A 22,547-nucleotide genomic window follows, 5' to 3' on the forward strand; every position below is an offset into this window, starting at 1 on the left:
ACAAATTATATTAATCATCAATTTCATCATCATCATCATAATCATCATCATAATCATCATCATAGTCATCGGCATCATAATCATCGTCATCATAATCATCGTCATCATAATCATCGTCATCATAATCATCGTCGTTATCGTAATTGTTATTTGTAGGATCGGTCACACTTACACTATCTGTATAAATAAGTGCAGAACCTTCAAGTGAACCAACAACTTGGAGTGTTGCTAACAATGAAGCACTATGAGGACTTGAAGCAAATACAGCAGTAGCATCAGTTCCACCAATTTGAAGGCCTTGATGTGTCCCATTTGAAAACTCATTAGTAACATCATAGACTACACCATTTACTGAAATATAAGCAGTTGAACCATTTGCTCCAGTGTATTGAGCTAATTCAGTTAATGAAAATACTGGAAGAGCTTCACTGGTAGTTGTAGTATTTGTATTAGAAGTCGAAGGTACTGTATTATTAGGTTCAGTATTTACAGAAATTGAAGCATCACCAATAGTTCCAACGATTGGAAGTGTAGCTAATAAAGAAGCACTATGAGGACTTGCTGCAAATATTGCAGTAGCATCAGTTCCACCAATTTGAAAACCTTGATGTGTCCCGTTAACAAACTCATTAGTTACATCATAAACAATACCATCTACTGCTATATAAGCAGTTGAACCATTTGCACCTGAATATTGTGATAACTCATCTAATGTATATACTTGAAGTGATTCAATGTTAACAGAATTTTGATCTAACAAAGCTGTTGCGGTATCACAACTTACTAATAATAAACTGGTCATAATCATAAAACTTAGAAATATAATTTTTTTCATAATAGATCTCCTTTTTAATTTTGATACTCTCATTCTACATATTCAACATTAAAACAAGATTAAAAAACTATTAAAGAAGTCATTTTAATCTAATTTTAATCTTAAATGTTATAATTAAGTATATAGACGTGAGATAAAGAGGTGAAAAACTTCATGAAAATTTTAATTGTAGAAGATCAATCAGATTTACGCAATATTTTAAAGAAAAGACTAAATGAAGCTGGTTATGTAATTGATGATGCTAAAGATGGATTAGAAGCTCTTGACTTTATTACATATAATAACTATGATCTCATTGTTCTTGATATCATGATACCAAAACTTAATGGTTTAGATTTATTAAAGCAAATCAGAAATGAAAAAAATGCAACTAAAGTTATGTTGTTAACTGCAAAAGATTCAGTTGATGATCGTGTGAAAGGTCTAGATTATGGTGCAGATGATTACTTAGTAAAGCCTTTTGCTTTTGAAGAACTAGAAGCGAGAATACGTTCACTATTAAGAAGAACTGATATTGAAATCCAAAATATTTTAACACTTGGAGATCTAACTGTAAATCGAACTTTAAAGTTAGTAAAGCGTGGAGATAAGGAAACCAAGTTAACCAAAAAAGAATATTTACTATTAGAATATTTAATGATTCATAAGGATGTTGTTTTATCAAGAGAACGACTTGAAAGTGCGACATCTAATTATGATTATGATGGATATTCAAATGTTATTGATGTATATATAAGATTTTTAAGAAAGAAAATTGATAATGATCAAAAGACCAAATTAATTCATACAATCAGAGGATTTGGATATGTCATGAGGATTGAAAAATGAAAAATTGGTCAATAAAAATGAAAATCATCTTCTGGTATACTTTATTTTTTGCAGTTCTTATTATTTTTGATTTTTATTTTCTTAGAACATCTGCATCTCAAATTTTAACTGATCAAGCAAGTGTTGATGTTAAAAATGCGACTGTGGAAATAGCAGATAGTATTAAAATCGAAGATGATGGTATTTATATAGAAGAAGATGAAGATGACGAACAATTTAGTTTTTATCATGACGGTGTAGCATTTTTAGTATACGAAAATAACAATATTGCATTTGGTGATTCGCCTGATACCTTTGATGGAGCGACACCCATTCAAATTAATGAATTTCAATCTATTGAATCTAATTCAATGAATTGGTTAGTCTATGATATGGCAATAGAAGATGGATATGTATTAAGAGGCATTTATGATATGAATCCGATGATGAATTCTATTTCTCAAGTTATTATGATTGCTGGGATTTTATCTCCTATTATTATTCTATTTGCGACCATAGGTGGATATATTATTATTAAGCGTTCATTTGCACCTATTAAAAACATATATAAAACCGCATCTATTATTAAAGAACAAGAAGACTATTCAAAACGTATTGAAACATCTTCTGCAAAAGATGAAGTCTATGAATTAGCTGATATGGTTAATCAAATGCTTGATCGAGTTGAACAATCTATGAATCGAGAAAAACAATTCTCTTCAAATGTTTCACATGAACTTAGAACTCCTTTAACTGTGATGCAAGCTCAAGCAGAATATATGCTTAAAAAAGCAGAAAATTCTAGTCAAAAAGCAGATATAAAAACAATTATACAACAAATATCTTTTATGGAAAACGTTGTTACTCAACTACTAGAAATAACACGCACAAGACAATTATCAAAAGATGATATGGAATCCATAAGTCTATATGAAATGATTGCATTTACTTCAGACTCATTTTCTAAAAGTTTAAAAGAAAAAAATATTAAACTTAATATAGATAAACCTTCATTTGAAACCTTTGTTTTATGTAATCAAACGATGATGATTCGAGTATTTTCTAATTTGATAACAAACGCAATTAAATATAATCAAGATCATGGAGAAATACATATTAAGTTTGAAATTGAATCACATAAATTAGTCACATACATCACAGATAGTGGAATCGGGATTTCTAAAGAAAATCTACCTAAAATATTTGATGCTTTTTATCAAACAGAAGAATCAAGAACACAAAATGAATTTAGTTTTGGTCTAGGATTGGCTTTAGTTAAAGAAGTTATTAAAATACATGGTGGAGATATACAAGTAAATAGCATTGAAAGCCAAGGAACTACATTTAAAATTTATTTACCTTTAGATAAAGAAAAAGCATAAAAAAAAGTCTTTTTAAAAAGACTTTTTTCTTTTATATCTATTTAATGCTTAGGTTTTAATATGCGAATATATTTTTTTAGGAGTTTTAAAACATCATCTACCAAAGTCCCAGTAAAGCTAAATGCTTCATAAACTATAGAAACATTTGGATGTTGTTTAGATACTTGTTTTTTTAGTGATTGAACCATTGGTCTAGGACCACACATATAAAGTGTTGTATCATCTGTAAGACCTAAATGAGTAGAAGAAATGAATCCTTGTTTAGATGAATCAAATAGTGTAAATTTAAAGTTTTTATTTTGTTTTGAAATTTCATTAAAGGTTTCAAGATGCACAGCTTCAGCTTCATTTCTAACTGAATAGATGAGATGAATAGGTGTATTAATTTTATTTTCACTTCTTAAATAACCTAAAAATGGTGTAACACCAATACCACCAGCTACCCAAAGTTGAGCATTGGTTTTTGGTTTAAATGTCATTGAACCATAAGGTTTAGTGATATTAATTCTTGTTGGTATAGTCAAAGATGATACTAAGGAATCTGTGAAATCACCTAAGGTTTTAATCGTGAAATAAATATATTTTCCATCTTGTCCAGAAATAGAAAATGGATGTGAAGCTTGACTGATTTTATGATCTCTTACTTTAATAAAAGCAAATTGACCAGATTTAAATTGATATTCTTTTTCCATTAATACTTTTAGTTCTATCATGCTTTCATTAAGGAGTTTTTTATCAACGATAATACCTTTATTGCTAAATGCCGATGTTTGATAAATCAATAACATATATAAAGAAGATCCTAGTCCAATAACAGATGTTGTGATCATCCAAATAGATAATAGATCAAATGAAAATAAATTTACCCAAGATGTGAAAAAGCCATGATAAAGACCGATTAAATAGGGAATCACTAAGAAGCGATGAATAAATCTAAAATGTTCGTATTTTAAAAATTTAGCTAAAAGAGCTGCAGCGATTAAAAATAAAAATAGATTTCTTGATAATTCACCAGCACCACTAGCACTTCCTATGATAGGTATATTAACATTGTTAAATATACCGATATCTTCTGAGATAAGGCCATGTACAAAAATAGCTGCTGTTGTTGAAATAGCTATAAGTCTATGCCAAAAATAAACGTTTTCTAAACCGCCAAAGACATTAACTAGCCATTTCATTCTTGTAGAGAGAAGAAATACGATTAAAAAACCCATAAGAAGCGTAGATCCTGATATAGAGACTAAAATTGCACTATTATTATAGAAATCTGCTTTCATAGAGAAAAACCATAGTAAAACATTTGTGATTAAAATAGCGGATATAAAAATGATTGCTCCGTAATTTTTTCTGATAAATTTCATAGTTAACACTCCTTTTCATAAATACAATACCACTTAAAGATTAAAAAAAGATTAATTTTTTAAAAATAACTTAAAATAAGTAGTTATTACAAAATTTTACATATTTCTATGTTTAAAATAAACACATGATTACACATTAATTATTAATGTTATATTTCATAATATGTGGTAAAATATTAATGATGAAAAACAATAAGGAGGAGCTTACATGTGGTGGGAAAATTTAAGTAATCTTCAACAATTAACTTTTGTAATAGGAACTATAGCTACAGTGATCATGATATTATTTATCATACTGATGTTGCTTGGTATAGAAGGTGGAGATTCATTTGATGGGGATGTCGCATTTGATGGCGATTTTGATGCTGGAGATTTAGATGTTTATAATGCAGATTCTGTTGCATCTATCAGTGGATTAAGAATTGTTACAATAAGAGGTGGATTGGCATTCTTTAGTATAGGTTCTTGGACTACATATTTATTAGCAGAAACAATGTTACCTATTGTAGCAATTGCTATAGGTATGGTTGCTGGTGTTATTGCAGCAATTTTATTAGCAATGACAATGAAAGCTGTATTAAAATTAGAATCATCAGGAAATCTAGATTATTCTACAGCAATTGGGAAAATTGCAACTGTTTATATTAGAATACCTAAAAATGCAATTGGAAAAGGTAAAGTTAATTTCAATCATCAAGGTAAACTAGTTGAAGTAGATGCAATAACAAATGAAGATGAAGATATTTTAAGAAAAACAGAAGTGGAAATTATTAGTTTAATCGATGACACAACATTAGTTGTGAAAAAAATAAAATAAAGGGGAAATAATATGTTTAGAATTTATGATGCAACAGGTGCAATAGGATTAATTATTGCAGTCGTAGTGATTATCGCTATGATATTAGTATTTATAGTTACTAGAATTAGAAAATGTCCATCGGATAAAATTTTAGTAATTTATGGTAAAGTTGGTAATAATAAGGATGGTTCATCTAAATCAGCCAATTGTCTACATGGTGGGGCTAAGTTTGTTTATCCATTTATACAAGCATACCAATATTTAGATTTAACACCATTATCAATTAGTGTAGATTTGACAAAAGCATTATCTCGTCAAAATATCCGTATTGATGTACCTTCAAGATTTACTGTAGGTATCTCTACAGAACCAAGTGTAATGCAAAATGCAGCTGAACGTTTATTAGGCTTAAAATTAGCTGAAATTCAAGAACTTGCAAAAGATATTATCTTTGGACAATTACGTTTAGTTATTGCAACTATGGATATTGAAGAAATCAATACCAATAGAGATAAATTCCTAGAAGCTGTTTCTGACAATGTTGAATCAGAGTTGAAGAAAATTGGACTTCGTCTAATTAACGTTAACGTTACTGATATCAATGATGATTCAGGATATATTGAAGCTTTAGGTAAAGAAGCAGCAGCAAAAGCGATTAATGATGCTAAAAAATCTGTAGCTGAAAAGAATCGTGATGGTTCTATTGGTGAAGCAGAAGCTGTAAGAGATCAAAGAATTAGTGTTGCAACTGCAAATGCACTAGCAATTGAAGGTGAAAATAAATCATTAGGAGAAATTTCACAATCAAATGCAAGTCGTAGAGAAACAGAGGCTGAATCATTAAGAAGAGCAACTGCAGCAGAAAAAACTGCAGCAGCAAAAGCACTAGAAGAATCATATGTAGCTGAAAAACTTGCAGAACTTGCAAGAGCTAGCAGAGAAAAAGCATCTCTAGAAGCTGATGTTATTGTTAAATCAGAAATTGATAAACAAAAGAAAGTTATTGAAGCAGAAGCTGTCGCAGAACAAATTAGAAGAGAAGCCAAAGGTCAAGCTGATGGTACTTATTCTAAGATGGAAGCAGAAGCTCGTGGTACATTAGAAATTCTTTCTAAACAAGCACAAGGGTTCAATGAACTTGTACAAGCTGCAGGTAAGAATCCAAATTCAGCAATTCAATATTTAATTGCTGATAAATTAGAAACTTTAGTTCAAATTCAAGTAGAAGCAATCAAGAACTTGAAATTTGATAATGTTACTGTTTGGGATACAGGATCAAATGAAGATGGAAAATCTTCAACTGCAAATTTTGCATCTGGTTTAATGAAGGCTGTTCCACCAATGAGTGATTTATTTAAAATGACTGGTATGGAACTTCCTAGCTTTTTAGGTAAAGATATTCCTAAAGAAGTAAAAGTTGAGATCCAAGAAAAAAAAGTTAAAGAAGAACCAGTAAAAGAAGCACCAGTTAAAGATACCAAAAAGAAATAAGTATCTTTATTGAATAAAGCAATATACAAAAAGGTATGTCTCCGTATGGATACATGCCTTTTTTTTATAATTATATGAACTTTAATGTGGTAAAATAAACTATATAATGAACATATTGAGGTAAATTAAATGAAGAAGAGATATATAATTATCATGGTTAGTATTGTGGTATTGTTATTGTTATTTTTGTTTCCAGTAAGTCTTTTACAAACACCTAATTTAACAGCTTTTGAGTATTTAGAGTTGAAACCTTATATAACTATTGGAAACATCATCATAATCGTTCCTTCTTCAACGCTCATTGTATATTTACTTGGTATTATAACTATCTATATCGGAATTAGACTATATAAATTAGATGCATCATATAAAAAGTATTGGGGAATATCACTCATTTTATGGGGTGTAGGAACCCTTTTAGCAGGAACGTCCTATCAAGGTTTAGGATATGAGTTAAAATGCAGTGGACAGGCTTTTTGTTTGTTTACAAGCTGGTTTGAATTGAGCTACTTGTACATGACTGCATTAAGCATAACTATGATGGCGTATGCTGTAGCTAAAAAGTCTTTAAATGAAAAATATATGGATACCTATTTGATGGTGATTAACATTGGATTTATCGTTTATACAATTTCTTTAGTATTTGGAACTATATTTGAGATTAAGTTATGGATAACATATGAATGGTTCTTATTATTTTTCTTATTATATTTCGTATCATTTTTTGTTGTTAATTTCAAAAACAATAAAAGAAACCCAAACACATTAGATAAAAAATTTGTTTTTGTATGGACATTAATGTTAATCATTAATGTGTTATATTTTATATATTTTTATAGTGGTATTCCAGAAAGTTTATATAATAACTATCAGATTTGGTTTTCAGCAAATGATGTACTTCATATAGGACTTATTTATTGGATGTATTATATTTATAAAACAGTAAAGCGTAACAATAAAGATATAATAAAATAAGATAACATATTAAATTATATAAGGAGAAAAGCGATGGCATTAATTGAAACATTAAAGTATAAAATTATTCAAGATGATGGACATATTCAAATAAGAGCTTATGATAATATCTTATTAGCGAGTACAAAAACAAAGCAAAATGGTCGTCAGGATTCTGGATTTAACAATGTTTTTCAATATATATCTGGAAATAATCAATCTAAAACTAAGATTAGTATGACAACACCTGTTGTTACATATGAAGATGAGGGTAATTTAGTTACAGGGTTTTATGTACCATCAAAATATGGTAAAGATACTGTGCCACAACCTTCTGCAAGCAATGTCTTCATCAATGAGATTGAATCTTCTCTATTTGCAGTTATTAAGTTTAAAGGTGCATGGAATGAAAAGAACTATGAAAAGCATAATCAAAAATTATTAGCGTATATTAAATTAAATAAACTAACGATTATATCAGCACGATTTATTTTAAGATATAGCCCACCATTTGTTCCTGCGTTATTTAGGAAAAATGAAATTGCTTATCAAGTCACAAGAGATTAATAAAGATTAAGAAATCATAAAAAAATAAAAGGGAGAAAGTGTATGGATGTAGTAAAGAACATTGAATCAAAAAAGTCAGATTATAATGATTTGGAAGGTTTTTTAAGGAAAAATGAGCTTTTGGATGAAAAATTGATTTGGGTTGCTGGCTATGGTGACAAATCAAGAGATGGAAGAAATGCAGCAGCTGCTAATTTATTTTATAAAAATAAAAATCTTCAGATGGTATCAGTTAAAGATAATGTGATTTATTTTTTAAAGCATAGAAAAAATGAATTTTTAGTTTCAATCATAGGAAATGTTGATGAAAAATACAAAATAAAAATATGGAGAAATATGATTTATCCAAGTATTGAAATCATAAGAAACGATGGCGAAATTGTTCATATTCAAGCAACAAAAAATAAAAAATGTGTTTATGATTTCAAAAAACTAGCAAAATAAACTTTAAAAGTCCTTCGGGACTTTTTTGTAATTTTAAAAAGAGCATTATTATAAGTATTCATAAAAATAATGTATAATTGAAATAGTTATTCATAACGGAGGAGAACATGAAAAAATACATCCTTATAGTCATCATTATGCTTATATCTGCTTTGTTATTAATTTTTTTTGTTTTTAATAAAAAGGAATATCATATTTACTCAAAAGTTGGCAATGACTCTATACAAGTCTTAAAAGACAATGAATATCAAGACATCTTTTTAAAAGGTGTCAATATTGGTGCAACCAAGCCGGGTTTTTTTCCTGGAGAGCTTGCTATTACAAAAAATGAATATTTTCAATGGTTTCAAATGATTAAAGATATGAACGCAAATACAGTTCGTGTTTATACCATTTTGAGCCCTAATTTTTATGATGCTTTATACGATTTTAATAAAGACCAAGAAGAACCATTATATTTTATGCAAGGCGTTTGGATTAATGAAGATGATATAGTTGATATATTGGATGTTTATGGACAAGATAATAAAATTATAAATAATTTTATTAGTGATTCTAAATCAGCAGTTGATGTTATTAATGGGAATGCACAATTACCAATTAGACCAGGGTTTGCTAGTGGGAGTTATACTAAAGATGTTTCCATGTATATGGTTGGATGGCTACTTGGCTTAGAATGGGATCCAGGTTTTGTTATTAATACAAATGAAAACAATTTTGAAAAAATACCATTTCAAGGAATATATGCTTACAATACACCAGATAGTTCACCATTTGAAATCTTTTTAGCTGAAATTGCAGAGGAAATCATATCATATGAGGTAGATACATACAACAATATGAGACCACTTAGTTTTGTGAATTGGTTAACCACTGATCCGCTATCTCATCCAAATGAACCGTTTGTTAGTGAAGATGAAGTTTCAGTTGATGTTGAACATATCAAAGCAACAGAAAATTATGAAGCTGGTTTTTTTGCATCTTATCATATTTATCCTTATTACCCAGAATTTATGAATTATAGCTTATCTTATAGTAATTATATAGATAACGATGGCAATATAAATCCTTATAAAGGATATTTAGAGGATTTAAAAAATCATCACAGTATGCCTATTGTAGTTGGTGAATTTGGGATACCTTCATCTAGAGGTAAAGCACATGATGCACTATATACTGGGTTTAATCAAGGTAACATTTCTGAAGAGATGCAAGGTGAAATGGTTGTTGATTTAGCACATGATATATATGAGTCAGGTTATGCAGGCGCTATGATTTTTTCTTGGCAAGATGAATGGTTTAAAAGAACCTGGAATACCAATCAATATGATTTATCTCATAGAAGACCATTTTGGTCTAATATCCAAACAAATGAACAATACTTTGGACTTTTGGCTTTTGATCCAGGAGAAGAATCTCGTGTTAGTTATGCAGATGGAGATATGAGTGAATGGTCTAATCAAGATGTGATTTTAACACAGGAAAATCAGGATATATCAATTAAAAGTGATGCTAGATACTTATATATTTTAATAAACGATCAAAACTTTGACTTTGATACAGATAAATTATATATCGCAATAGATACACTTGATGGACAAGGTAATGATCATATCATAGATACAAATATATCTTTTAGTAGAGATGCAGATTTTGTAATTGAAATCAATGATGAAGATGATAGTCGAATACTAGTTGATCAGTATTATGATGCTTTTCAATATCTACATTCATATAGATATACTTATTTAGAAAAAACAATGATAGATAATACTAAAAACTCAGGTGTTTTTAATTCTATGAATCTTGCACTATCTTATCCACTATATTTACCAGAGGAAGAAACAAACATACCTTTTCAATATTATGAGACTGGTAAATTAGTTTATGGTAATGCTAATCCTTCAAGTGATAGTTACAATTCTTTAAGTGATTTTTATGTTAATAATCATAGCATAGAACTTCAGATTCCTTGGCAATTATTGAATTTCACTGATCCATCAACAAAATCAATCATGAGTGATATTAAAACTAATACATGGTTAACAAGCCAAATGATTGATTCAATTCATTTAGGATGGGCAGTCGTTAAAGATGATACAGATGCCATTAATGTTCAATTTGGATCCTATCTACTTAGCTCTTGGGAATACCCGGTTTATCATGAAAGATTAAAACAATCTTATTATATTATTCAATCTTATTTTGAAACTATTGACTAAAAAGACTTATTAAGGAGATGTTAAATTGGCTAAAATATTAATCATAAACGGTAGTCCACGAAAGAAAAATACATATGGACTATTAAAACGAATAGAAAAAGAGTTTTCTGGGGATACTATAGAATTTATTAATGTGTCTGACTATGATGTCAAAGCATGTGTGGGTTGTGAACAATGCTTAAGAAAAGGAGTTTGCCATATTAATGATGATGCTACTAAAATCTTAGATAAAATGGTAGAAGCCGATGGTATTATTATTGGCGCTCCTGTCTATTTAAGACAAATTCCAGGAAATCTAAAAAATATTTTTGATAGAGGTTGTGCATGGTATCACAGATCACCAATTGTTGGTAAACCTATCTTTTTTGTAACAACAACACAAGTAACAGGCACTAAATCTTTAATGAGCTATTTTAAAGATTTAACCGTGCAATGGGGAGTTATTTATGCTGGAAGCATTAATAAAACGCTATTTAATCTTGAAAAACCATATAAAATAAAAAAACTTGATAAATTTAAAAAGTATTCAAATAAAGACAATATAATAAAATATCGACCATCTATGAAACAAATCTTTGAATTTCATACACAAAAAGTACTTGCATCAGAAATACTGCCGCTTGATAAAACTTTTTGGGAAGAAAAAGGGTATATGGATAAACCATATTTTTATACATGTAGAATTAATATAGTAACTAGATTATTGGGATATCTATATTATAAATTTTTACAAAATATAATTTCAAAAAATAAAACGGTATAAAGAAAGGAAAATAAACATATGATTAGATTTGGTATTGTTGGAGCTGGAGGCATAGCTGAAAAGTTTGCTACAGATATTAAAAGTGTTAAAAATGCAAAAGCAGTTGCTATTGCATCAAGAGATCTTGAAAGAGCTAATAAATTTAAAGATAAATTTAATTTAGATTATGCTTTTGATAGTTATGAAAAAATGGCTGAAAGTGATTTAATAGATGCTGTATATATCGCAACACCACATAGCTTTCATAAAGAACAATCCATTATGTTTATGAATCATAAAAAACATGTGTTATGTGAAAAGCCAATTGCTGTGAACTCACAACAATTTGAAGATATGGTCGTATCTTCTCAGAAAAATAAAGTTCTTTTGATGGAAGCGATGTGGACTAAGTTCTTACCAGCAACTATTAAACTAAGAGAAGTAGTTCATTCAGGTGTATTAGGAAAGCTTAAACATGCATATATAGAGTTTGGACAAGATTTAAGACATATCGGTGGAGATACGGGTAGATTGTTTAATATGAACCTTGCAGGAGGATGCTTATTAGATATGGGGATATATCCATTATCTTATACACTAAATTTAACTGATAGTTCAGTTAAAACAATCAAAGCCAAAGCTGAATTTCATCATACTGGTGTAGATACTAAATCAATTGTTGATTTTGTTTTTGATGATGGATCTAGCGCAAAACTTATTTCATCATTTATGGAAGTTTTAGATGCACCTAGTGTTTTTGAATTTGAAAAAGGAAATATAGTTGTTGATCATTTCCATAAAAGTGAAAAAGTAATTATCAAGGATAAAACTTATTATTTCCCGCATGTATCAGGAGGATTTGAGTACGAAATAGAAGCTTTTTCAAAAACAATTGAAGATGGACTTTTAGAAAATGATATCATGACACATGAGCAAACTAGAAAGAGCATGAAACTACTTGATAGAACAAGAAAAGTTTTTGGATTAAAATATCCGTTTGAAGATTGATAAATTCTAATTTTCTTGTGATATAATAAAATAAACATATAAAAGGGGTATTTACATGGACAAACGTATAGAGTTATCTAACATATTAAGCAAAAAGAATCCTAAAGATTTAAAGATGATTGTGGGATTTGATGGATTTGTTGATGAAATCATTCACGTGGTTGATAAAAGAATGGACAGTCAACAATTTACTAGAATCAATACAATTGAAGCTTTAGGAACTAGAATTGTTAAAGCTAGTGGATTATCTACTAATATAGAATTAGTACCTACAATTAAAAAAATTGGTGGTAATGGACCGATTATGTGTAATGCGTTATCACAACATAATGCATCAATCGTTTATATGGGTGCTTTAGGCTATCCTTCTGTTGATGGTGTTTTTAAAGTGATGGAAGATAAAGTGAAACTATATTCTTTTGCAACTAATGGACACACAGATGCACTTGAATTTGATGATGGTAAATTATTATTAGGAAAAATGCAGTCTTTAAATGATGTGACTTATGAGAATTTATTAAAAGAAGTAGGAGAAAAAGAATTTATTGATTTATTAAGCAAAACAGATTTATTTGCCAACGTGAATTGGAGTATGCTACCTAACTTAACAGATCTTTGGGAAAAAGTTGCGAACAATATCTTACCTCAACTTCCTAAAAGAGGAAAAAAACCTTACTTTTTTGTAGATCTTGCAGATCCAGAAAAAAGAGAAGATGAAGAAATCAAAAGAGCTTTAAGTATTTTAAAGAGATACACAAAAAATTTCTTTGTAGTTCTTGGATTAAATAAAAAAGAAGCTTATGATGTCGCAAATGTTCTAGATTTATTTGATAATGAATCGTTGGTTAACATGCAAGTCTCATTAGAAGATTTAAATATTGCACTACAAAATTATTTAGATGTTGATTGTGTAGTTATTCATCCTGTTGATCGTTCATGCTGTGTTATTGATAACAAGTTTTATATGGAACAAGGACCATACATCGCAAAACCTAAATTATCAACAGGTGCTGGTGATAATTTCAATGCTGGATTTATTTTAGGTTTAATGCTAGGCTTAACTCCAGATCAAGCATTATTAACTGGTATGTCTACTTCTGGTTTTTATGTAAGAAACACGCACAGTCCTGATTTCGAAGAATTGTATACTTTTATGAAAGATTGGGCTGAAAATAAAATTTAGTATAGATGTTAAAAAGCCCAATAGGGCTTTTTTCTTTAGTTTTATATGATTATAATGAACTCAACTATTAGTCATGCATTTATTCAAATCTATGAAACATCAAATGAGTAAGAGATTATAAATATATATAAAAAATGATACGGGTTTAATCGTATCATTTTTATTTACTATTTGAGAGTTGGTAAAACTCCGTTTGCCACATCTAAGGTAGTATAGTCGAAGAAATACGTACTCCAAGTTAAATGTTTAGTATAAAACTCATCATCATTAAATTGTTCAGCACCTGCAGTAACCATTGTGTATTGATATGTATCAAGACCATTTGTAACTAAAGAGCCAGAAGAAATCAATACTTGTCCATCATACTTAAATGTATTTTCAATATATGAATTAGCACCTGTGCCAACAATTCTGCCAACAGAAACATTTGCAGATGATACATCACCAGTTGCAAAACTATTTGTTATATATATAGAATAGCGGCCAACAAGTCCAGCAATTTTACCAGCTGATGATTCTACCGATCCTGAGGCATAAGAGTTAATAATGCCTGAATTAGTATAGATGCCATTGCCTGATTTTCCAACTAAACCACCAGTTGAACCATAATACGTGTTAGAAGTTGTAATGTCTACATCAGCATATGAATTTGATATATTATTTCTAGGGCTGCTTGAACCGGTAGAAAATGATCCAATAAGTCCACCAACTTCTACTGTTACATCATTTGTATTAGTGATTGAAATAGAACCTTTAGCTGAAGATACTGCAACATTACCATAATAAGTTGTTCCAGTAAGACCACCAATAATAGCTGTACCAGGCGTATGATTATACCCGTCCATCGTAATGTCTATATTTGTATGTGTATGAATGAGTGTACCATAGTTGTCACCTATTAAGCCACCTAGTGCAACATTTGTTGATCCATTTACTGTAATACTCGAATTACCAATAACTTCAACATGGCTTACATAACCGGTGGATTTACCTGCTAGTGAACCAATATAGAGTGTATGTGTTTCATCAGTCGTAATATTCATATAAACATTTTCTAATTTTAAATCATAAATATATGCTTGAGAATATCCAAAAAGTCCGAAATAATCGTAAGTTGTTTGGTTAATTTCATAAGAGGTTAATTGAAGGTTTGAGATTGTATGACCGCCTCCATCAAAGGATCCATTAAAGCGATAATCATCTGTACCAATTGGAGTAAAAGTTATACCTGCAAGATCTAAATCTGCTGTTAAAATATAATCATAATAGAATTCTGTATGTGTTGTATCTATAGCTAGTAGATCTGCTACAGTATTGATATAAGAGACATTTGAACTGATATATCCATATATTTCAATTTCTGGGATATATGAAACTATCTCTTCAATAAGATCATCGTTTCGCATATAGGAAATTCCTTTTGCGATAAATTTATTATTATATCTAGACAATTCTACAGGTAATACGATTTGTTTCGTAGTAGACTCGCTTAAGAATTCAGCTTGTAAGTAAGTGACACTATTAATTGTGATACTCTTAACTTCTAGATTGTAAGGATTGTCTAGGTGAACTGTGATTTGATAATCTGCAGTATCATTTAAAACAACTTCACGTGTGTAATCAACAGCAGTTAATTCTAAGACATCAACAGTTGCAGTTTCTGGATCAACTGAACCAGGAACATTTAAATTAAATGATATAGATTGATCGAATTCAACATCATATATTGATTCATCAATTTGTGTAACTGAGAAACTTTCTAAGTGGTAATTGTAGGTTGTATAGTCTGTTTCATGTCCAAGAGAGATATATAGTCTATCTAAATTACTAGGAAATAAGAAATCTTCGTAAATCGTAGAATTAATAGTTACATAATCAATTATCATATCATCTGGATTATCGACATCTAAAATCAAGATGATATGATCTCCTGAGAAGTAAATGTCTTGTTCTTGAACAAAGGAAATACCTGCAATATCTGGCTGTGTTAAATAATCTTGTTCGAATATGTCTGTATTCCATTCATTATCATCGTAATTTTCGTTGACTGCATAACTTGTACGTACTTTTAATGTATATATTGTATTGCTATCTATTGAGTCATCAAAAGTTATAACATTCGATCCAACATTGATTAATTGTGAATCATCAATAGAAGTTCCTTTGTATAATCTTAAATAGGCATCTTCTAATAAGACGTCATCAGGATCTAGAAAATCTAGTGTTACAGTAATAGAGTTAGAATCACCTATATTTGAAGTTACAGCAAAGTTTTCTATAGAAGGTGTTGTATATGAAAGAACTTCTAGAGTAGATACTGTTTGCTCATCAATTAATTTATAGATATATTCGTTTTCAGTAGAATTTTGAGTATAATCAGCATAAAGCTTTATTTCATAACTAGTACTATCTTCCAGTCCAGTGACTTCTATTAAAGTGAAGTTGTTGATAGCTGTGAAGCGACTATGATAACTACCATCTAACCAAACTTCTACATAGACAGAAATTAATGTGAAGCTTGTTTGGTTAAGCCCAACAGCGATATCAAAACCTTCAGCTTCTGGTTGACAATAGAATAATATTAAGTCAGGAGTTGGTGTAGCTAGTGTTGTAAATGTAGATAAAGTGATTGTTTCACTAACTGGAGTTGTTGCTCCAACAGGTGTATATGTATAATCAACTTTTAATGTATGCTCAGTTTCTGAAACTAAATAGTTTTTTTCAAATGTATTATTGCCGACAACTAAATTTAAATGATCTACTTCGACTTCGCCTTGATAAAGAGTTGCAGTCATTTGTGAAATCGAACTATTAAAATCAACGACATTAATTACGCTACTATAAAGCATATCAGTAATCACTTCATTAGTATTAGTGAATCCTAATACAACTGCAGGAAGTGTATCTACTTCCTCATTAAAACCTTCAACAGGTAGTGTTGATCCATATTGGTCAAAAGTTCCTTCAATTTTAACTTCATAAGTTGTATCTGATTCTAAGTTAGAAAAAGTAATTGTGTTCATCCCATTATTTATATCATAACTTGCAATAAACGTCGCTTTATTATAAAGTACTAATTTTCCATCTTGTAATAAGCCAAGTGGATCAGTCAAACTAACAGAATATGTGATTGAATCTTTAGTTGTTTCAACTAATGTTAAGATGAAATTAAATCCATCTAGTACAGATACATATTCAATCACTAAAACATTTCTAGTGATACTATAGGTTACATCTTCATAAACAACACTATAAGTGATGGTATAAGATCCTAGTGTATTTGAATCTACATCTGAAGTAACATCAATATCCAAATCAAAATCATTAGTAATGGTTGCTCCTGGATCGGTAAAATCATCATAAACAAAAACTGTCATTGTTGCATCACCATTTAATGCTAAGATGGGTGTTTCAGCTGTAGCATCAACATCTCCAGATGTGAAACTTATTTCATAACCTTCAATGTTTTTCGTGATACTTTCATAGAGATAACTACCTTCTACAACAACCTTATAGTTAGTGTTTGCAGTGAAAGTATCAATTGTAATTAGTGTATCACCATTTGTGATAGGAAATGTTTTTACAACATTGCTACCTTGATATAATACAACTTCAACATTTGAAAGATCACCAGTGGGATCATTAAGCGATACTGTAAAGCTAATAGAAGTGTTTGTAATCGTAACATCTGAAATATTGATATCTAAATTATATAATACAGAATCAACTACAGTAACTGTTCTATCAACAGAATAATTGACACCTAGATATTCAATAGCATAAGTGATAGTATATACACCAACAGTATTTGTATCAAGATCTGATGTTGTTTGTATATCTAAGTTAAAATCACCAATAATGGAAGCACCTGGATCCGTATAGGCGGTTCCAACTTCAATCGTAACAAAAACATCACCTGAAAGTTCAATTTCAGGTAATAAAGTAGAGATTTCTTCGGGAGTTGAGCCACAGGACGTCAAAATAAAAAGTGAAATTAGCAACACTCCGATTTTTAAAATTGTTTTCATAAATACCCCTTGTTTATTTTATTTTTAAAAAGTTTAGATAGTTTATTATACAATAAAATTTAAGTAAAATCAAAATAATTTTCCATACATAAATGAAAATAATTTTCTATATGTGATTTTTTATAAATTAAGGGTTTATATTTTATATAAAATTAGTAGTAATTAAAGTCGATTATAGAAATTAAGTGAGGTAAATTGAAAATCATGAAGCAAACATTAGAGTAAAATATGACTTTTAAATTTATGCAATAAGTGATACAATAAAAGAAAAAATAGGGTGATGTTATGGATTTTCAAGAAAAAAAAGTGCTATCGAAAATAAATTATAAGAAAGCATTAGTATTTATGGTTACTAGAAAACTAAGAGATAAAAGCTATAAAGGTAAAATTAAAAAATTTACAGGATTTGCTAATGTTGCATTATTAAAAGTAGAAGATTTACAAAATCTTTATATAGATTTTAAAATTACAAATGGACAAGCTGCTTTAATAGCTATCCAAAAAGACGAGATGAAAATACTTGCTCAAGAAAATTTGGAAAAACATATAACACTTCCGTTTAAAAAAGGATTTGTTAGACTGAGACTTATTGGAGAACAAACAGATTTGAATTTTTTAATTAAAAAAGTATAAAAGTAAATAATTAGGTATATATTTGCAAATTTTTGTTATAATGATATGGGGAAAAAGGAGTTACTATGAAATATATTGCACATCGCGGTAAAACTATCAGCGCACTAGAAAACACCAAAGAAGCATTTATGGATGCTGCCCTAGATCCTCATTTTGATGGTGTGGAGTGTGATATCTATACTTCAAATGATGGAGAATTCATTATCTTTCATGATGAATCAACGAAGCGGTTGTCTTCTAAAAATCATCAAATTATGGATTTGTCATATGAAGAGATTAAACAAATAAAACTATTTGACAAAAAGAAAAACAACTATGAAATACCTCATTTAGTAGAATTTTTAGATATATGTAAAGCACATCATAAAAAACCGATTATTGAAATTAAGAAGATACATGATATTACACAACTGCATAATTTATTTGCTATTATAGGTGATTATGATGATTTAGACCCAGTTATTATTTCTTTTAATATCAATTATTTGAAATATTTAAGAGCAATAACAGATATTGATTTATATCTTTTAACGACTTTTATTGATGATGAACTTATTTATGATTGTAGAGTGAATTTGTTAAACCTATATTTGAACAAAGAATCTATTAACAAAACACTAGTAGAAAAACTTAAGAAAAAAGGATTTAATCTGGGTGTATTTACTGTAAATGATAAAAAAACAGAATCTATTTGTAAAGAGCTTATGATTGATTTATTAACTACAGATAAACTATAAACTTAACGATAACAGTTAAGTTTTTTTTTTAGTCTTTTAATTCTTAGCCTTTGTGTTTATAATAGAAGTATAAGCATATGTCTAGGAGGCAGCAATTGAAAAAATATATTGGATATTTTTATACATTTATGATTATGTTTGTCATTGTTCTTTTTGCAATTCCAAATATTAATCTTCAAGCATATAATCAAGATGAAATACAACAAGCTGATGCTCTTTATTTTGCATCTAGATATTGTAGTGCATGTCAAAAAGTAGAAAACGAAAAAATTATTATTGATCTTATTGAAGATGGATATGATATACAAATCTTCTATTTAGAAGATGATAAAGACTATACTAACTTATTGTATGATGTACAATTCACTTATGATGTTGATTTCTTTGGAACTCAATTAACTCCTGTAATCTTTGTAGGAGACACCTATTTTGTAGGGTATACTGATATTAAAGATAGTGTAGAGTCAAACACGTTGCAAAATATCATGGATAGAGATGATTTACTCACATTAAGAGCTGCACCAGATGCTGATTTCTCATTGATTACCTTTGTATTACTAGGATTTGTCGATGGTGTAAATCCTTGTGCAATAGCTATGCTTTTATTATTTATTTCCATGTTAAGTTTCTCAGATAATTCAAAAACACTGTTAAAGATTAGTTTTATCTTTATTTCCGCAATTTTTATTTCATATTTTTTATTTGGAACTATATTGTATACGACGTTATCAAGTTTAAATGGACTTGCACCTATATTAGAGATTATACCTTGGATTATTATAGGTATTTCAGTTATAGTTGTTATCCTAAATCTATTTGATTTTATCGTAACGATATTGAAAAGATATGATAAAGTTAAAAATCAATTACCAAGTAGAATTCAAAAGTTTAATAAAAAAATGATGACTAAATTTACTCAAAAATTAGAAGAAGGCAGTTTCATGGTTTATTTTATTGCATTTTTCATAGGTATTGTCATCTCATTTACTGAATTTTTATGCACTGGTCAAGCGTATTTCACAGCAATACTCCATTTGATTCATTTCTCTAGCCATATTGGCCGTGGATTGATCTTATTATTAATTTACAATTTTATTTTTGTACTACCTTTGATTATTATTGCAGTGATTGCTGCAAAAACAAAATCAATCATGAGTATATCAGTCTTTATGAGAGAAAAACTACATTGGATAAAATTATTTAATGTTTTTGTGTTTTTAGCAATTATCATTTATTATATATTGGTGGTACTGTGAGGGTCATATGAAATATAAAATAATTCTAAAAAAAGAAGAAGAAATCATCTTTGACGGGAAGCCTATAGATCTTCCAATTAAAAAAGATGTATTAAAACAAAAATCATTTGAAATGTTTGGTGATGAAGAACCTTGCATCATACATCAGGTATATATCATTGAATTTTTTTGTGATGCTTTAGTTTCTAGATTTAAAGATAATTTAGATCAAGAAATTAAGCTTTCTGATTCTATTGAAGAGATTAAATTTATTGATATTAAAAATATAGATCAAACTACGCTCATTATAAGGAGAAAATAATCATGAAAGAATTTTATCTAGATTATGCTGCTACAACGCCACTTGATAATCGCGTATTAGATTTTATGAAGCCATTTTTGGAACATAAATTTGAAAATCCTTCTTCAATGCATAGTCATGCAATTGAAAATAAAAAAGCAATCAATCAAGCAAGAAAAAAGGTAGCTGATGCACTTAATGCTTCACCAGATGAGATATTTTTCACTTCAGGAGGCACCGAATCTACTAATTGGGCAATTAAAGGTTATGCATTTAAAAACCCAGATAAGAGAGAAATCATCACATCTAAGATAGAACATAAAGCAACTTTAAACACACTTCATTTTTTAGAAACTCAAGGGTATAAAGTTACATATTTAGATGTTGATGCATATGGTTTGATAGATCTAAAACAATTAGATCAAGCAATCAATGAAAATACTTTAATGGTTTCTATCATTTATTCTAATAATGAAATAGGAACGATTCAAGATGTTAGATCAATATCCAAAATTTGCAGAAGACATCAAACAAAGCTTCATTTAGATGCTGTTCAAGCTTTTGCACAACTTGATATTGATCTTCAAGATTTAGATGTAGATTTTTTAACAATATCAAGTCATAAATTTTATGGACCAAAAGGTGTTGGAGTACTGTATGTGAAAAAAGGTTTAGAATTAGAACCTTTAATTCATGGAGGCTCACAAGAAAGTAAACAACGTGGAGGAACTGAAAATCTATATGGTGTTGTAGGTATGGGAGAAGCAGCAAGAATTGCAAGATTAGAATTAGAAAAAAACAGAAATCATTATCAAATGTTGCAAATAGATTTTCATCAAAAAATGATGAATGCATTTGATGATATTAAATTAAATGGTACACCTTGTGGTTCTAATCGATCTTACAATAATTTATCTTATGCATTTAAACATGTTTTAGGTCATGAATTTCATTTTCAACTTAATAAATTAGGTGTTTTTATTTCAAATGGAAGTGCATGTAATGCACAATCTATTGAACCAACACATGTTATTAAAGCAATAAATGTAGAAAAAGAATATCAACCATGTGTGATTAGAATATCATTTGGAAAATATTGTAAGTTAGAAGATCATGATGAAATCATCAAAAGATTTAAACAAGCTTATGATGAAATAAGAAACTAAGTATATTAACTTTTTACTAAAACGACAAATATAATCAAAAACTCTATGGGAGATTTTTATGACAGACTTAATGCAATTTATATTTATCACATTAGCTATAATCGTTTTTTCATCTTTCTTGTTAACTGGGCTAAGAATGGCAGTTCATCGATATTTTGATTTTCAAATCGATAAGAAATTGTTTTATGAATATCTAGTATTTCATTTGATATCTTTATTAAGCGCTGGAGGAGCATTCTTATTTATCCCGTTTGGACAAACTGGTGTCGTTAACTATGCTGTTTTATCTTTTTGGATTATTTTTGTTACTACCATATTAATTTTAGAATATTTTATATTTTATAGACGTCATTTTAACTATGAATCAGGTAATAAATATTTCGTTTTCTTAATCGTTTCTTATTTTGCAAACACACTTATCCTAGTTGTGGTTTTAAATGTGTTGATTATCGTAGGCGGCGTACTTGGTGTCATATAAAGTTTAGTTTAATGTAAATGAAATTTTTATAAACACATACACTTCAATTTATGAAGTGTTTTTTATTTAGACTATATCTAATCATTAAGTTTTAGTTAAGTAACTTAATTTTCACTTAAGTTACTAACTATTGAATTTCTTATTTGATATAGTTAAAAAGAGGAGGTCTAT

The 22,547-nt window shown here is 29.0% G+C and carries 20 protein-coding genes; 17 read left to right on the forward strand and 3 right to left on the reverse strand.

Going from position 1 to position 22,547, the window contains the following annotated elements; all coding sequences use genetic code 11:
- Nucleotides 1-10 precede the first annotated feature (10 nt).
- Nucleotides 11-835 carry a cytochrome b5 domain-containing protein gene (locus MPAN_RS03305; RefSeq protein WP_231756811.1) on the reverse strand — a complete coding sequence of 275 codons (825 nt, stop codon included), beginning with the start codon at nt 833-835 and terminating at the stop codon, nt 11-13.
- Between the two features lie 153 nt (nt 836-988).
- Between MPAN_RS03305 and MPAN_RS03310 the strand changes: the two genes are divergently transcribed.
- On the forward strand, nt 989-1,663 hold the full coding sequence (locus MPAN_RS03310; protein ID WP_176238594.1) for a response regulator transcription factor: 675 nt from the start codon (nt 989-991) through the stop codon (nt 1,661-1,663).
- The gene (locus MPAN_RS03315) at nt 1,660-3,024 is read left to right on the forward strand and encodes a sensor histidine kinase (RefSeq protein WP_176238595.1); all 1,365 of its coding nucleotides are present in this window, start codon (nt 1,660-1,662) and stop codon (nt 3,022-3,024) included. Before MPAN_RS03310 ends, MPAN_RS03315 begins: the two co-directional genes overlap by 4 nt.
- Nucleotides 3,025-3,065: 41 nt before the next feature.
- On the opposite strand, the gene MPAN_RS03320 is transcribed toward MPAN_RS03315, so the two are convergent.
- Complete coding sequence (locus tag MPAN_RS03320; protein ID WP_176238596.1) at nt 3,066-4,388, reverse strand: ferredoxin reductase family protein; 1,323 nt, start codon at nt 4,386-4,388, stop codon at nt 3,066-3,068.
- A gap of 208 nt (nt 4,389-4,596) precedes the next feature.
- Here MPAN_RS03320 and MPAN_RS03325 point away from each other — a divergent pair, with 208 nt between their 5' ends.
- From MPAN_RS03325 to MPAN_RS03365, 9 genes are all read left to right on the forward strand, one after another.
- Nucleotides 4,597-5,205, forward strand: a complete 609-nt coding sequence (locus tag MPAN_RS03325; RefSeq protein ID WP_176238597.1) for an NfeD family protein — start codon at nt 4,597-4,599, stop codon at nt 5,203-5,205.
- 12 nt (nt 5,206-5,217) lie between these two features.
- The gene (locus MPAN_RS03330; RefSeq protein WP_176238598.1) at nt 5,218-6,678 is read left to right on the forward strand and encodes a flotillin family protein; all 1,461 of its coding nucleotides are present in this window, start codon (nt 5,218-5,220) and stop codon (nt 6,676-6,678) included.
- Between the two features lie 129 nt (nt 6,679-6,807).
- Nucleotides 6,808-7,653 carry a DUF6962 family protein gene (locus MPAN_RS03335; RefSeq protein ID WP_176238599.1) on the forward strand — a complete coding sequence of 282 codons (846 nt, stop codon included), beginning with the start codon at nt 6,808-6,810 and terminating at the stop codon, nt 7,651-7,653.
- A 33-nt stretch (nt 7,654-7,686) separates the two neighbouring features.
- Complete coding sequence (locus tag MPAN_RS03340) at nt 7,687-8,199, forward strand: SOUL family heme-binding protein (RefSeq protein ID WP_176238600.1); 513 nt, start codon at nt 7,687-7,689, stop codon at nt 8,197-8,199.
- Nucleotides 8,200-8,241: 42 nt separating this feature from the next.
- On the forward strand, nt 8,242-8,643 hold the full coding sequence (locus tag MPAN_RS03345) for a hypothetical protein (protein ID WP_176238601.1): 402 nt from the start codon (nt 8,242-8,244) through the stop codon (nt 8,641-8,643).
- A gap of 107 nt (nt 8,644-8,750) precedes the next feature.
- The gene (locus tag MPAN_RS03350; protein WP_176238602.1) at nt 8,751-10,865 is read left to right on the forward strand and encodes a family 2 glycosyl transferase; all 2,115 of its coding nucleotides are present in this window, start codon (nt 8,751-8,753) and stop codon (nt 10,863-10,865) included.
- A 25-nt stretch (nt 10,866-10,890) separates the two neighbouring features.
- A complete protein-coding gene (locus MPAN_RS03355) occupies nt 10,891-11,628 on the forward strand; it encodes a flavodoxin family protein (RefSeq protein ID WP_176238603.1) in 738 nt (245 codons plus the stop codon).
- Between the two features lie 18 nt (nt 11,629-11,646).
- Nucleotides 11,647-12,615 (forward strand): Gfo/Idh/MocA family protein, encoded by a 969-nt coding sequence (locus MPAN_RS03360; protein ID WP_176238604.1) that lies wholly within the window; start codon nt 11,647-11,649, stop codon nt 12,613-12,615.
- 55 nt (nt 12,616-12,670) lie between these two features.
- Nucleotides 12,671-13,798 carry a carbohydrate kinase family protein gene (locus MPAN_RS03365; RefSeq protein WP_176238605.1) on the forward strand — a complete coding sequence of 376 codons (1,128 nt, stop codon included), beginning with the start codon at nt 12,671-12,673 and terminating at the stop codon, nt 13,796-13,798.
- A gap of 167 nt (nt 13,799-13,965) precedes the next feature.
- Here MPAN_RS03365 and MPAN_RS03370 read toward each other — a convergent pair whose 3' ends face one another.
- On the reverse strand, nt 13,966-17,826 hold the full coding sequence (locus MPAN_RS03370; RefSeq protein ID WP_176238606.1) for an immunoglobulin-like domain-containing protein: 3,861 nt from the start codon (nt 17,824-17,826) through the stop codon (nt 13,966-13,968).
- Nucleotides 17,827-18,111: 285 nt separating this feature from the next.
- On the opposite strand from MPAN_RS03370, the gene MPAN_RS03375 reads away from it, so the two are divergent.
- The 6 genes from MPAN_RS03375 (at nt 18,112) to MPAN_RS03400 (ending at nt 22,376) form a co-directional block, all read left to right on the forward strand.
- Nucleotides 18,112-18,459 carry a hypothetical protein gene (locus MPAN_RS03375; RefSeq protein WP_176238607.1) on the forward strand — a complete coding sequence of 116 codons (348 nt, stop codon included), beginning with the start codon at nt 18,112-18,114 and terminating at the stop codon, nt 18,457-18,459.
- Nucleotides 18,460-18,524: 65 nt separating this feature from the next.
- Complete coding sequence (locus MPAN_RS03380) at nt 18,525-19,196, forward strand: glycerophosphodiester phosphodiesterase (protein ID WP_176238608.1); 672 nt, start codon at nt 18,525-18,527, stop codon at nt 19,194-19,196.
- A 95-nt stretch (nt 19,197-19,291) separates the two neighbouring features.
- Entirely contained in the window at nt 19,292-20,452 is a 1,161-nt protein-coding gene (locus MPAN_RS03385) for a cytochrome c biogenesis CcdA family protein (RefSeq protein WP_176238609.1), read from the forward strand.
- 7 nt (nt 20,453-20,459) lie between these two features.
- A complete protein-coding gene (locus tag MPAN_RS03390) occupies nt 20,460-20,753 on the forward strand; it encodes a hypothetical protein (protein WP_176238610.1) in 294 nt (97 codons plus the stop codon).
- Between the two features lie 2 nt (nt 20,754-20,755).
- Nucleotides 20,756-21,898: a cysteine desulfurase family protein gene (locus MPAN_RS03395; RefSeq protein ID WP_176238611.1), complete on the forward strand. Its 1,143-nt coding sequence runs from the start codon at nt 20,756-20,758 to the stop codon at nt 21,896-21,898.
- 58 nt (nt 21,899-21,956) lie between these two features.
- A complete protein-coding gene (locus tag MPAN_RS03400; protein WP_176238612.1) occupies nt 21,957-22,376 on the forward strand; it encodes a hypothetical protein in 420 nt (139 codons plus the stop codon).
- Nucleotides 22,377-22,547 lie beyond the last annotated feature (171 nt).

This window comes from Mariniplasma anaerobium (genome assembly GCF_016865445.1).
GTDB classification, from domain to species: Bacteria; Bacillota_I; Bacilli_A; order Acholeplasmatales; family Acholeplasmataceae; genus Mariniplasma; species Mariniplasma anaerobium.

Bases quoted from the DNA above. Each gene is read 5' to 3' on its own strand.
- MPAN_RS03305 (WP_231756811.1), bottom strand. From the start codon at position 835: ATGAAAAAAATTATATTTCTAAGTTTTATGATTATGACCAGTTTATTA.
- MPAN_RS03310 (WP_176238594.1), top strand. From the start codon at position 989: ATGAAAATTTTAATTGTAGAAGATCAATCAGATTTACGCAATATTTTA.
- MPAN_RS03315 (WP_176238595.1), top strand. From the start codon at position 1,660: ATGAAAAATTGGTCAATAAAAATGAAAATCATCTTCTGGTATACTTTA.
- MPAN_RS03320 (WP_176238596.1), bottom strand. From the start codon at position 4,388: ATGAAATTTATCAGAAAAAATTACGGAGCAATCATTTTTATATCCGCT.
- MPAN_RS03325 (WP_176238597.1), top strand. From the start codon at position 4,597: ATGTGGTGGGAAAATTTAAGTAATCTTCAACAATTAACTTTTGTAATA.
- MPAN_RS03330 (WP_176238598.1), top strand. From the start codon at position 5,218: ATGTTTAGAATTTATGATGCAACAGGTGCAATAGGATTAATTATTGCA.
- MPAN_RS03335 (WP_176238599.1), top strand. From the start codon at position 6,808: ATGAAGAAGAGATATATAATTATCATGGTTAGTATTGTGGTATTGTTA.
- MPAN_RS03340 (WP_176238600.1), top strand. From the start codon at position 7,687: ATGGCATTAATTGAAACATTAAAGTATAAAATTATTCAAGATGATGGA.
- MPAN_RS03345 (WP_176238601.1), top strand. From the start codon at position 8,242: ATGGATGTAGTAAAGAACATTGAATCAAAAAAGTCAGATTATAATGAT.
- MPAN_RS03350 (WP_176238602.1), top strand. From the start codon at position 8,751: ATGAAAAAATACATCCTTATAGTCATCATTATGCTTATATCTGCTTTG.
- MPAN_RS03360 (WP_176238604.1), top strand. From the start codon at position 11,647: ATGATTAGATTTGGTATTGTTGGAGCTGGAGGCATAGCTGAAAAGTTT.
- MPAN_RS03365 (WP_176238605.1), top strand. From the start codon at position 12,671: ATGGACAAACGTATAGAGTTATCTAACATATTAAGCAAAAAGAATCCT.
- MPAN_RS03370 (WP_176238606.1), bottom strand. From the start codon at position 17,826: ATGAAAACAATTTTAAAAATCGGAGTGTTGCTAATTTCACTTTTTATT.
- MPAN_RS03375 (WP_176238607.1), top strand. From the start codon at position 18,112: ATGGATTTTCAAGAAAAAAAAGTGCTATCGAAAATAAATTATAAGAAA.
- MPAN_RS03380 (WP_176238608.1), top strand. From the start codon at position 18,525: ATGAAATATATTGCACATCGCGGTAAAACTATCAGCGCACTAGAAAAC.
- MPAN_RS03390 (WP_176238610.1), top strand. From the start codon at position 20,460: ATGAAATATAAAATAATTCTAAAAAAAGAAGAAGAAATCATCTTTGAC.
- MPAN_RS03395 (WP_176238611.1), top strand. From the start codon at position 20,756: ATGAAAGAATTTTATCTAGATTATGCTGCTACAACGCCACTTGATAAT.
- MPAN_RS03400 (WP_176238612.1), top strand. From the start codon at position 21,957: ATGACAGACTTAATGCAATTTATATTTATCACATTAGCTATAATCGTT.